We start from the raw sequence: 11679 nt of genomic DNA on the forward strand, positions 1-11679 counted from the left end.
CGCCGGCTAGTAGATCAGCTCGAAGGCGTCGGGCTTCATCCTCCTGGTGCGTGCCCAGTACTCGAAGGTGAAGCCCGGCCAGATCGTCCGGTTGACGCCGTGCTCGTCGAGGTACCAGGACCGGCACCCGCCCTCGCTCCACACCAGGCGGTTGAGGCGCTCCTGCAGCCGCTCGTTGAAGGCCCGCTGCCGCTCGGGCCTGACGTCGATGGCCCTCGCCTGCGTCCTGGACAGCAGCCGAAGACAGTCCATGACGTACCGGACCTGCGACTCGATCATGAAGACCACCGAGTTGTGGCCGAGTCCGGTGTTGGGCCCGAGCAGGAAGAACAGGTTGGGGAAGCCCGCGGTGGCGATGCCGTAGTAGGCCTCGATGCCGTCCTGCCAGGCGTCCTGGATCTTCACGCCGTCCCTGCCGACGATCCGCTGCTCCTGCAGCGCGTCCGTGACCTTGAAGCCGGTGCCGTACACGACGACGTCGGCCTCGTGCTCCTTGCCCGTGACGTCGACCACCGCGTGGCCGCGCAGTTCGGCGATGCCGTCAGTGACCAGGGAGACGTTCGGCCTGCTCAGCGCGGGATAGTAGTCGCTGGAGATGAGGATGCGCTTGCAGCCGATCGTGTAGTCGGGGGTGAGCCTGCGGCGCAGCTCGGGGTCGGGCACCTGACGTTCGAGGTGCCGCAGGGCCAGGTTCTCGTGGAAGGCCATCAGCCTGGGATCGACGGCGAAGCCGAGCGCTCTGGTCTCCAGTGTCCAGTAGATGCCGTTGCGCAGGGCGCGGGCGGCTCCGGGGAGCTTGAGCAGCCGCTTCATCCGGTCGGGGACGGCGAAGTCGGGTTTGGGGTGGATCCACGGGGGCGTGCGCTGGAAGACGGTCAGCTGGGCGGCCTCGGTGGCGATCTGGGGGACGAACTGGATGGCGGAGGCGCCGGTGCCGATGACCGCCACGCGCTTGCCCTTGAGATCGACGCCGTGATCCCATTCGGCCGAGTGGAAGGCGGGCCCAGCGAAAGCCCCCGAGATTTCTGGAAATTTCGGTACATGGAGGGCGCCGACGGCGGAGATCACCGCGTTCGCCCGCAGTGTCTGGCCGTCCGACGTGGTGATCTCCCATTCCCTGCCGGCGTACTCGAGGCTCACCACCTGCTTGCCGTACCGGAGGTGAGGGTCGATGCCGTACTTCCACACGCACGCCCGCATGTACTCCCAGATCTCCTCCTGCGGGGAGAACATCCGCGACCAGCCGGGGTTGAGCTCGAAGGAGTAGGAGTACATGTGCGAGGGGACGTCGCACGCGCACCCGGGGTAGATGTTGTCACGCCAGGTCCCGCCCAGGTCGTCCGCCTTCTCCAGGATGACGAAGTCGTGGAACCCGGCCTCCTTCAACTTGATCGCCATGCCGATCCCGGCGAAACCGGAACCGATGATGACGATGCCCGGCTTGTCACTGGCTTCCACGGGACCTCCTGTAGGACTCGAACTCGGCATGCGCGGGTGACAGGGCGATGTAGTCGAGGGCGGCCTTCAGGTCTCCTTCCTGGCTGGGATGGAAGCCGGGGCGCAGGTACCGGGGCACGGCCAGCGCCAGGCTGCGCATCGTCGGCACCCTGCCCTGGCGCGCGCGGTGGAAGAAGTGGGTCCACCTGGCCTCGACGCGCCCCGCCACCACGGGATCGTTGGCCAGCAGGAACCCCGCGCCGCGCTTGACCAGGTAGACGAGGACGGGCCCGGTCGCGAGCATCGTGCGCGCCCTGCGGGCGTAGGAGCCGTCGAGGTGCGTGAACAGGTCGAAGGCCACACTGCGGTGCTCGACCTCCTCGGCGCCGTGCCAGCGCAGCAGGTCCATCATCACGGGGTCGGAGCCCGCCTCGTCCAGCGGCTTCGCGTGCAGGATCCAGTCGCCGAGCACCGCCGTGTAGTGCTCGATCGCCGCGATGATCGCCAGTCGCTCCTTCAGCCAGAATCTCGCGGCCATCGGCGGCATGGTGTGGTCGCCGAGCACGCGCTCGAAGAGCCACTCGATGTTCTCGACGTAGGGCGTGGGGTCGAGGCCCTGCTCCTTCATGCGCTCCAGGACGCGCTGGTGAGCCACCGCGTGCGTGCCCTCCTGCCCCATGAAGCCCTTGACCTCGGCCCTCAACGTCTCGTCCCTGACGTACGGCAGTGCCTGCTTGAAGACGTGCACGAACCACCGCTCGCCCGCCGGCAGCAGCATGTGCAGCACGTTGATCAGGTGTGTGGTGAACGGGTCGCCCGGCACCCAGTGCAGCGGGGTGTCCTCCCAGGAGAAGCGCACTCTGCGCGGCTGGATCATGCCGCCCTCCATCGGTGGACGTGGGGGAGGTCGTCGTCGAGCCAGAACGCGTCGTCGTCGGTGACCACCAGGAGCTCCTCGAACTTGGCCCCCACGGTGCCGTCCTCGGTGCCGAGATGGGGTTCGACCGCCCACAGCCCCGGCGTGGGCGGATGCGCCGAGGCCCTGCCGCCCGCCCAGAGCGGCGAGCGGCCCTCCAGGCGCTCCTTGACCAGTTCGCGGCCGATGGTTCTGAGAGTCCTGAGACCGAAGGAGTCGAAGACGACCAGCCGGGGTCCGCCCACGCGGATCCGGTCGACCCGGTGGCCGATCACCCGCCCCGGGTAGACCTGGTGGCGGTTGTTGCGGCCCTGCTCCTTGATCCGCTCGTCGACCGCCCGGTAGATGTCCTGGAACGTGCGGCGTCGCCGTACCAGGTCCAGGATGTGCGCGCGATGGGCCGACAGGTCGCGATCGAGACGGGTCCAGGCGGCGTTGCCGCCCAGACAGCCGGAGAAGCCGATGTCGGCGACGTAGCCGTCCATGACCGGCGCGGCGTCCAGCACGTACGGCATGCCGGGTTCGAGGCGGCGGCCGGTCGGAAGGAACTGGGTCGGGATCCTGAAGTTCCTGAACGCGGTGCGCTCGCCGAACCAGGCGAACGGCACGTGGAACCAGTCGTCGACGCCGTGGCGCTCCAGCCACCGGCGCAGCACGGCGGCGGCCATCCGCTCGCTCACGCCGGGTTCGAGCCGGGAGGCGACGTGCTCGGCGCCCTGGTAGGCGAGCCGTTGCAGCTCGCGGAACCTGTCCAGGTCGACTCTATTGGACACAAAGTCCAATGTAGTTGGACATGCGGGGCCAGGTCCAGAGGAGGTGACCGTACGGAGGGGATGCGGGACCCGGCGTCACGGTGTCCCGAAACGACAAAAACCCGCCGCGACCTCGTCGAACGGCGGGTGAAGGCCCCTGGCGGCTAGACCAGGAGCATGTAGGCGATCACGCCGACGATGGCGACGGCGAGCACGACCGCGATGATCGGCAGGGCGGCGGAGCGCTTGGGGGCGGCCGCCGACTCCTTCTCGGACCGCTCGGCGAACGCGCGGAACTGCTGGGTGTTCCCCGCGGGGTCGATGTGCTGGTCAGACATGCGATGCACTCTAGCGGGGTCGGCTGGTGGATTTGCACCTTTTAGCATGACTCGGTGGAGGGCAGTCGATTATCGGACCGCTGACATGGCCGGATAGCGTGGACGCATGCTCAGAACCCTGCTCGCACCCCGCATGCTCGGGCTGCACGTGCTCGCGATCGGGGTTCTCGTCTCCTTCATCCTGCTCGGCCGCTGGCAGCTCGGCGTCTTCGAGGACTCGGGCAAGCCGGCCAGCGCCACCGACCCCGCGCCCGTCGCCGTCGAATCGCTCAGCGCGGTCGGCACCCAGATCGAGGGCACGTCGGTGGGGCGACGCGTCACCGCCTCAGGCTCCTACGACGCGGCGCGCCAGTTGCTCGTCGCCGACCGCAGGCCCGACGTGGCCGCGCCGGGCGGCAACGTGTCCAGAGACCAGGGCTACTGGGTGCTGACGCCGCTCGCGCTGGGCGACGGCACGCTGATGCCGGTCGTGCGGGGCTGGGTCGCCAAGGCCGACGACCCCGGCATCGCCGTCCCGCCGGGAGAGGTGACGGTGAGCGGGCGGCTGCGGTCGCCCGAGGGCACCGACAGCGTCCAGCGGCGGGCCGAGGGCGTCCCCGAGGGGCAGGTGCAGACGGTCTCGACGGCCGAGCTGATCAACCTGTGGCGGGGGCAGAAGGTGCGCAACGGGTTCGTGGTCGCCCAGACCCCCGGCCTCACACCCGTCAAGGTGTCGGCCCCGGTCACCGGCGGCACGCTGACCTGGCGCAACCTGGCCTACGCGGCCAACTGGTGGATCTTCGCGGGGTTCGCCGTGTTCATGTGGTTCCACTTCGTCCGCGACGCCGTACGCTCCAGCAAGTCCCCCGAACCCGAAGCCGTCCTAGAAAGTTGATGATCGTGGAGTCCGCACTCAAGCCCTTCCGGGTCCTCGCGTACATCGTCGGCACCATGCTGCTCGTGCTCTGCACGGCCATCGTGCTGAGGTACGGCTTCGACGTCCCGGAACCCTCCAAGATCGTCTCGCCCATCCACGGGTTCCTCTACATGCTCTACCTCGTCGCGGTCATGAACCTCGGCATGAAGGCGCGCTGGAACTGGGGCTACATGCTGGGCATCATGCTCGCGGGCACGGTGCCGCTGCTGTCCTTCTACGTCGAGCGCCGGGTGACCACCAGGGTGCGGGAGGCCATCGCGGCCTGATGGCCTCCTCGTACGGCCGGCTCTCCTTCTCGCGCGGCGGGCTCCCCTTCCCGGGCGCCCGCCTCTCCTCCCGCGCTAGCCGCCGATCCCGCGCCTGCGGGCCCTCTTGAGCCGCTCACGCTGCGAGGGGTCGAGCATCATGTAGCCGACCACGGGCGCGGCGACCACGCCGAGCACGACGAGCAGGGTGAGCCAGCCGGGCAGGAAGAGCCACGAGAACAGGACAGCGATACCGGCGCCGATGGCGTACTTCTGGACGGGCGACATCCTCAACATCCCTCCGAACGCGGAGCACGTGCCCCGCCTCTCCACATTCTGCGTCGTCGGTTCAACGATCGGGAGCCTTCGCGCGGTTCCATCCGCGATATATCTCATTTTTCCGTACGGCGCCCGCGCCGTGGCGGCCCTCTCGACCGTCGCTCTCCCGACCGTCGCTCTCCCGACCGTCGCTCTCCCGACCGTCGCTCTCCCGACCGTTGCCCTCCCGACCGTTGCCCTCACGGCTGGGACGAACTGGACGCCGCGGCGATCGTCTTCAGATCGAGACGCAGCTCATCGGCGGTGAGGCGCTGGCGCGGCGAGCCCGACAGCAGACGGAACAGCACGGGAGCCAGGACCCCCGCCCGCGTGAGCGGTGCCCCGGGCGCGGGCGCGCGCCCCTCGACGGCCGTGAACAGCGTCGCGCCGAGCGACCAGAGATCGGCGGCAGGGCCCACGTTCCCCTCGGGGGCGGTGTAGGCGGACGTCCCGGACGCCGGCGAAGGATCGGCCAGCGTCACCTGCCCACCACCGCCCACCAGGATGGTCTCCGGGCGCAGGTCGCCGTGGAACCGCCCCGCTTCATGGAGCGGGGCCAGCAGGTCGAGCACTCCCAGGCCGACCGCCGCCGCCTCCTCAGGGGCCAGCGGGCCCGCGGCGTGGAGGATGTGCTCCAGGGGGCGCGGGGGTTGCTCAGGGCCGCCCTCGGGCCGGCTCGACCTGCCCTGCGGCTGGTCGGTGAGCACCAGCGGGCCGGTGAACGTCGGCCGCCTGAACGGGGCCGTCGTCTCGACGATCGGCACGGGTTCCGGCTCGCCGGGCATCGAGGCGAGCACGGGCGGTGCGGCGTCGTCGGTGACACCCCAGCTCAGGGGCGCGGCGGGAGGCGGCTCGCCGGGCTGGCCCCCGTTGGGCGGCCCCCAGGGCGTGGGCCCGTTCCCGCCGGGCGGTCCCCACTGCTGCTCCTGCGGGACGTTCTGCGGCGGACCCCACGACCCCGGCCCGTTCCCGTCGGACGGCCCCCACGTTCCAGGGCCGTTCTCGCCGGGCGGCCCCCATGCCGCGGGAGCGTTCTCGCCGGGCGGCCCCCAAGGACCGGAGGCGTTGCCGGGCTGTCCCCACGGACCGGGAGCGTTGCCGTCGGGCTGCCCCCATGCATCGGGGGCGTTGCCGGGCGGCGCCCACGGACCGGGAGCGTTGCCGTCGGGCTGCCCCCACGCGTCGGGGGCGTTGCCGGGCGGCGCCCACGGACCGGCGGCGGCGGGCTGCGGACCCCACGAGCCAGGAAGGTCGCCAGGGTGAGGAGCGGGATGCTCGGGCCCGGGACCCGGCTGTGGTGGCTGGGACACGATGGCCGAGGGATCGACGGGTCCGTGCGGAGGACCCCACGGGCCCGCCGGAGCGTCGACGGGCACCGGCCCTCCCACCACGGGAGGAGCCGCGGGCATGGGACCCCACCCGGCGGGCGGACCGGCAGGCTGGGAGGCGGCCGCCTTGCCGTCCTTGGGGCCCCGTCGCAGGACCCGGCGGAGCAACGAGGGCTTCCCTGCCGGCGCGGGGCCGTTCCCCGTCGGAGGGTATGGCTGGCCGGGACCGACCGGCATACCCCCAGGACCCGGTTGCGCACCCACGGGACCCTGGGCCGCACCTCCAGGACCGACGGGTGCATGAGCCGCACCGCCAGGACCGACGGGCGGTCCGGCGGGTCCATGGGGTGCAACGCCAGGAGCCATGGGCGGGCCGGCGAAACCTGGAGCCACGCCACCAGGTCCCACGGGAGCTTGGGCCGCATCACCGGCGCCCGGCACCCAGGAGGCCGGAGGGGCACCCACGGGATCCGCAGGGTGCTCCACCGGGCCACCCAGCACCCCGTCGGGCCCCAGCGGGTCGAGTCCCGGGTCGTAGGGCGCCTGTTCGTAGCCCAGCGGGTCGAACCCCTGCCCCTGGTGCGACCCTTCCGGTCCCATAGGGCCGGAACCCGGACCGTGGGGTGCACCCTCGGGTCCCGGACCACCGAATCCCGGATCGCCGGGTGCTTGCTCGGGTCCTGGGGTGTAGAAGCCCGGATCGCCGGGTGCTTGCTCGGGTCTTGGGATGCCGAATCCCGGACCGCTGGGTGTTTGCTCGGGTCCTGGGGCGAAGAAGGCCGGATCGCCGGGTGTTCCCTCGGGCCCTGGGGTGCCGAAACCGCCGAGTGCTTGCTCGGGTCCAGGGGTGTGGAAGGCCTGGGCTGGCGGCGTGGCTGTCGGGTCGGTGGGGGCGGTGTAGGGCGTCGCGGGTGGGCCGGAGGGAGCGGCTTCCGGTGCGGCGTGAGGGCCGGACGGGGCCCACGATGCGGCGTGTGGATCGGTGGCGGCGTCCCCGGTGACAGGCGAGTCCACCGGGGCCCCTGGTGTCACGAGTCCAGGGGGAGGCGGCGCGACGGTCTCGAAGCGAGCCGGCGCGACGCTCTGCGGGGCTTGCCCGGCATTCTGCTGGAAGGGAGCCAGGTCTGGATCGGTGGTCTCGGACTTCGGCGCGGGTCTGGTCGCTTCCAGGGCGTCGAGGTGGAGGGCCTCGTGGCGCATCGCGGGGCGGGTGACCTCGAGCGGGTCCTGGTGAGGTGTTCCCGCCGGAGGCGCCGGGCGGATGGCCACGACCCTGGTCTTCTCGGCGTCATCGTCGTCGGCGGCCGTGGGTGACCACGGGCTCGACGCGGGGGTCGCCACCGGGTGCGCCGGGGTGAACGGGTACGGCACGGGCGCTGGCAACGGGTGCGGCCCTGATCCGGGAGCGCCGGTGGCCGGTTCAGGAGGCGCGGACAAGCCCGAGCCGGACGGCGCAGGGGAGGACAAGCCCGCCTCGGGCGCGGAAGGCCCGGGTCCGGATCCTGGTGCTGAAGGGTCGGGTGCGAAGGGGGCAGGGCCGGATGCCGGTGCTGAAGGGTCGGGCGCGGAAGGCCCGGGTCCGGATCCCGGTGCTGAAGGCTCGGGGTCGGGTGCGAAGGGCGCAGGGCCGGATGCCGGTGCTGAAGGTGTGAAGGGGGCCGGGGCGTGCGGCGGAGCGGAAGAGTCCGTGGAGGGGGACGGGTCGGGGGGAGCGGGCTGGTCGGAGGAGGGAGAGGCGGGCGCGGGTTCCCACGGCGCGGGCGACGACGCGGAGGAAGGAACGGCAGGGTCCGGCGAGGTACCGGGAGCGGACGACGGTTCCCAGGGCGCCGACCCCGGCGTGGCGGAGGGATGCGACGACGCGGAGGGCGAGGGCGTGGACGCCGTCCACGGCGAGGGCGTGGAGGGCGACGACGCGGAGGGCGAGGACGCGGACGGCGTCGACAGCGAGGACGCTGAGGGTGAGGTCGCGGAGGGGGGTGGGGTGGCGCCGGCGAGGTCGGCGAAGACGGCGGCGACCGTCTCGGCGGACGGCCGGGCGGCAGGGTCGGGATGAAGCATGTCGGTCAGCAGAGGGCCCAGCGCCCCGCCGATCGGCTGCCCCGGCTGGGGAGGGCGGCCCTCGAGCCCGAAGTGGAGCGTCGCGGCCAGCGACCACAGGTCCGCAGCCGGCCCGACCCCTGGGGGCCGGAACGGGGTGGCGACGCCGAAGCCCGTCAGCACCGCCCGACCGGTCGGCGTGAGGACGACCGTGGACGGCTGGATGTCGCCGTGTACGACCCCGACCCCGTGGACGGCGCGCAGCGCCGCTACCAGGTGCACGCCGATCCTGGCGACCTGGACGGGTGGGAGCGGGTGCCGTTCGAGGACCGTCTGCTCCAGCGTGCGTCCCTGGGGAAGGTCGACGACCAGCCATGGCGTGCCGTCCTCGACGATCACCTCGTGGACCGCCTCGATGGAGGCGTGCCCGAGCCCGGTGACCAGCCCGACCTCGCGCCCTACCGCGCCGCACAACTCCCTGCGGGCCGAGGGGTCGGGCGGGAGCCGTACCTCTCTGATCCCGACGTCGCGGCGCATCAGGTCGTCGGCGGCGAGCCAGAGGGACCCGGCGCCCAGGGGGTTCAGCAGCCGATAGCGTCCGGCCAGCCGGCGTTGGCCGTTCATGGTGATATCTCCGTCCAAACGCGTGCAGCGACACAGCACGATAGCGGTTTGTCGGGAAATGCCACCATCACAGTTGACGGGTAAAGGCGGCGCGGTAGGCGGTCGGCGTGAGTCCTGCCCTGGCCGTGAGGTGTTTGCGGAGGGAGTCCGCGCTGCCCAGGCCGCTGCGGGCGGCGACCTGGTCCATGGGAAGGCTGGTCGTTTCGAGGAGCTCGCGCGCGCGGTCGACGCGTTGATGGAGCAGCCACTGCAGCGGGCTGAGCCCGGTCTCGGCGTGGAAACGCCGGGTGAGCGTACGGATGCTGGTGCCGGCGTGGACGGCGAGGTCCTTGAGCGTGAGGGGCCGGTCGAGCAGGGACAGGGCCCATGCGCGGGTGTCGGCGAGTGAGGTGCCCTGCTCGGGCGGCAGCGGGGTCTCGATGAACTGGGCCTGGCCGCCGGGCCGTACGGGGGAGACGACGGCGAGGCGGGCGGCGGCGTTGGCGGCGGCGGCGCCGAAGTCGAGCCTGACCAGGTGGAGGCACAGGTCGATGGCGGCGGCCGCGCCGGCCGAGGTGAAGACGCCCCTGTCCTCGATGTAGAGGACGTCGGGGCGGACGTCGACGGACGGGAAGCGGGCGGCCAGGTCGCCGGCCAGCCCCCAGTGCGTGGTGGCCGCACGCCCTTCGAGCAGACCCGCCTGCGCGAGCACGAACGCGCCGGTGCACAGCGAGGCGACGCGCGCCCCGTCGGCGTGCGCCGCGCGGAGGGCGTCGAGCGTGTCGGGGTGGGCGTCCTCGCCGCCGCTGCCGACGGCGATCACGGTGTCGGCGCCCTTCACGGCATCGAGCCCGTCGGGGACGTGGATCTGCGGGCCGCCGATGGTCGCCATCGTCCCCGGTACGGCGGTGCAGACCTGGATCTCGTAGCCGGTCGTGCCGCTGAAGACCATGTGCGGGATCGACACGTCGAAGCTCATCACGGGCGGCGTGATGACGACCGCGATGCGGTGCATGGCCAGATCCTCCGGATGGTTGGCATTCAGGCCACTATCGCATGACACGCCGGATCGCGAGGGTGGAGCCATGCAGAAATTTCATGTCATCACTGGTGCGGGTGCGACGGCGAACCGTACGGCGAGGCTCCTCGTAGAGGACGGCGAGCGGGTGCGCATGGTCAGCCGCAAGGGAGCGGGACCCGAGCACCCGCTGATCGAGCGGGTCGCGGCCGACGCCTCCGACACCGCCGCGCTCGTCGACCTGCTCGACGGCGCCGACCACCTGATCAACTGCGCGGCCCCCGCCTACCACCTGTGGACGGCGGAGTTCCCCGCGCTCGCGGCCTCGCTGCTGGAGGCGGCCAAGCGGACGGGCACGCCGTACGTGATGCTGGGCAACCTGTACGGCTACGGCCTCGTGGAGGGTCCGATCAGGCCCGACCTGCCGCTGAGGGCGAAGGGCCCCAAGGGCAGGGTGCGGGCGGACATGTGGGAGTCGGCCGCGGCCTCGGGCGCCCAGGTGACCGAGGTGCGGGCCGCCCAGTTCTACGGCGAGGGCGCGGTGTCGGTGTTCAGCCTGATGGTCCAGCCGCAGGTGCTGGCGGGGGCGACGGCGCTCGTGCCGCAGCCGCTCGACGTCCCGCACAGCTACTCGGCCATCGGTGACACCGCCCGCACCCTGGTCGCCGCGACCAGGGACGAGAGGGTGTGGGGGCGGGCCTGGCACGTGCCGGTGGTCACGCTGTCGGTCCGCGAGCTGGCCGGCAGGCTGGCCGCGATGGCGGGCGTCGCCGAGCCGAGGCTCGACGTCATGAACGACAGGGACATCGCGCTGCTCTCGCTCACCGCCCCCTTCTGGAGCGAGCTGAACGAGGTCCTGGTCAAGCCGGGACACCCCTTCGTCGTGGACTACTCCGAGACCGAGGAGGTGCTGGGGGTCAAGCCGTCGTCCGTCGACGACGTGCTCGCCGAGGTCGTCCACGCCTCGTGAGCCTTGATCAGCTTGCCCCACAGCAGCGACCTGTCGGCGGCGGGCAGGGTGATGCCGAAGACGTCCTCCATGGCGCGGAAGTAGTCGGCGGAGCTCTCCATCGTGGTCGAGCCCGCGTCGTCGCCGATCCTGGTCAGCACGAGGCCGCGCAGGATGTCGGCGCCTGAGGCGTCCCTGCGGTTGAGCGTCGCCACCCTGACGAAGCCGGACGTCGGCGAGGTCGACAGGTGCTCGTGCATCGTCTCGAACGCTGACATCTCCGCCGGCTCCATTCCGAAGTCCATGCCGGCGAACGAACCCCGCGGATCGTGGTCGAAGCGCCATCCGCCGGGCGCGACCTCCGAGCGGCGCAGGCCGTACTCGAAGGGGCCCTGCCGGTAGCGGCCCTCGGCCAGCGGCAGCGGCTCGTGCAGCGCGTCGCCGAGCCCCGCGTCCACCAGCCACTCGTCAGGACCGTCGGACGAGGGCAGCCGCACGGTCAGCACCAGGTGGTTGCCGGTGACGCCGGGCTCGGCGCCGTGGTTCTGCACGCCGCCGACGTGCCTGGTCACCTCGTAGCCGAGCGCGGCCAGCAGTGCGGACATGGCGCCGTTCAGGTGGTAGCAGTAGCCGCCGCGACCGCGCAGGATCCGCGCCGCCGACTCGGCGGGGTCGAGCGTGGTCGGCCGGTCGAGCCAGATCTCCAGCGCCTCGTACGGCACGCGCTCGACGTGCGCGGCGTGCAACGCGCGAAGGTGGTCCACGGAAGGCGGCGCGCTCTCCAGGCCGAGCCTGCGCAGATATGCGGTGATGTCCACG

At 71.8% G+C, this 11679-nt stretch carries 12 protein-coding genes and 1 pseudogene; 4 read left to right on the forward strand and 9 right to left on the reverse strand.

The window, feature by feature from the left end; genetic code table 11:
* Positions 1 to 6 precede the first annotated feature (6 nt).
* From AC3EO4_RS06030 to AC3EO4_RS06045, 4 genes are all read right to left on the reverse strand, one after another.
* Entirely contained in the window at positions 7 to 1488 is a 1482-nt protein-coding gene (locus AC3EO4_RS06030; protein ID WP_431894166.1) for a flavin-containing monooxygenase, read from the reverse strand.
* Positions 1445 to 2314: a metal-dependent hydrolase gene (locus AC3EO4_RS06035; RefSeq protein ID WP_431894168.1), complete on the reverse strand. Its 870-nt coding sequence runs from the start codon at positions 2312 to 2314 to the stop codon at positions 1445 to 1447. Before AC3EO4_RS06035 ends, AC3EO4_RS06030 begins: the two co-directional genes overlap by 44 nt.
* Complete coding sequence (locus tag AC3EO4_RS06040) at positions 2311 to 3126, reverse strand: M24 family metallopeptidase (protein ID WP_431894170.1); 816 nt, start codon at positions 3124 to 3126, stop codon at positions 2311 to 2313. Before AC3EO4_RS06040 ends, AC3EO4_RS06035 begins: the two co-directional genes overlap by 4 nt.
* A 143-nt stretch (positions 3127 to 3269) precedes the next feature.
* Positions 3270 to 3443: a hypothetical protein gene (locus tag AC3EO4_RS06045; protein WP_431894172.1), complete on the reverse strand. Its 174-nt coding sequence runs from the start codon at positions 3441 to 3443 to the stop codon at positions 3270 to 3272.
* A 106-nt stretch (positions 3444 to 3549) separates the two neighbouring features.
* Here AC3EO4_RS06045 and AC3EO4_RS06050 point away from each other — a divergent pair, with 106 nt between their 5' ends.
* On the forward strand, positions 3550 to 4317 hold the full coding sequence (locus tag AC3EO4_RS06050; RefSeq protein WP_431894173.1) for an SURF1 family protein: 768 nt from the start codon (positions 3550 to 3552) through the stop codon (positions 4315 to 4317).
* 5 nt (positions 4318 to 4322) lie between these two features.
* Positions 4323 to 4625: a DUF3817 domain-containing protein gene (locus tag AC3EO4_RS06055; RefSeq protein ID WP_379571455.1), complete on the forward strand. Its 303-nt coding sequence runs from the start codon at positions 4323 to 4325 to the stop codon at positions 4623 to 4625.
* A gap of 75 nt (positions 4626 to 4700) precedes the next feature.
* Here the strand turns inward: AC3EO4_RS06055 and AC3EO4_RS06060 are convergent, their stop codons facing one another.
* Positions 4701 to 4892 carry a hypothetical protein gene (locus tag AC3EO4_RS06060; RefSeq protein ID WP_379571457.1) on the reverse strand — a complete coding sequence of 64 codons (192 nt, stop codon included), beginning with the start codon at positions 4890 to 4892 and terminating at the stop codon, positions 4701 to 4703.
* A 230-nt stretch (positions 4893 to 5122) separates the two neighbouring features.
* On the reverse strand, positions 5123 to 6298 hold the full coding sequence (locus tag AC3EO4_RS06065; protein ID WP_431894204.1) for a hypothetical protein: 1176 nt from the start codon (positions 6296 to 6298) through the stop codon (positions 5123 to 5125).
* A 1639-nt stretch (positions 6299 to 7937) separates the two neighbouring features.
* Between AC3EO4_RS06065 and AC3EO4_RS06070 the strand changes: the two genes are divergently transcribed.
* Complete coding sequence (locus AC3EO4_RS06070) at positions 7938 to 8306, forward strand: hypothetical protein (RefSeq protein WP_379571533.1); 369 nt, start codon at positions 7938 to 7940, stop codon at positions 8304 to 8306.
* 188 nt (positions 8307 to 8494) lie between these two features.
* On the opposite strand, the pseudogene AC3EO4_RS06075 reads toward AC3EO4_RS06070, so the two are convergent.
* Positions 8495 to 8914: pseudogene (locus AC3EO4_RS06075) on the reverse strand (protein kinase family protein); the annotation flags it as partial.
* Positions 8915 to 8981: 67 nt separating this feature from the next.
* The gene (locus AC3EO4_RS06080; RefSeq protein WP_431894175.1) at positions 8982 to 9908 is read right to left on the reverse strand and encodes a GlxA family transcriptional regulator; all 927 of its coding nucleotides are present in this window, start codon (positions 9906 to 9908) and stop codon (positions 8982 to 8984) included.
* Positions 9909 to 9978: 70 nt separating this feature from the next.
* On the opposite strand from AC3EO4_RS06080, the gene AC3EO4_RS06085 reads away from it, so the two are divergent.
* Positions 9979 to 10881, forward strand: a complete 903-nt coding sequence (locus AC3EO4_RS06085) for an NAD-dependent epimerase/dehydratase family protein (RefSeq protein WP_431894176.1) — start codon at positions 9979 to 9981, stop codon at positions 10879 to 10881.
* On the opposite strand, the gene AC3EO4_RS06090 is transcribed toward AC3EO4_RS06085, so the two are convergent.
* Entirely contained in the window at positions 10800 to 11678 is an 879-nt protein-coding gene (locus tag AC3EO4_RS06090) for an arylamine N-acetyltransferase family protein (protein WP_379571463.1), read from the reverse strand. The genes AC3EO4_RS06085 and AC3EO4_RS06090 overlap by 82 nt on opposite strands.
* Position 11679 lies beyond the last annotated feature (1 nt).

Source organism: Nonomuraea sp. bgisy101, assembly GCF_057708945.1.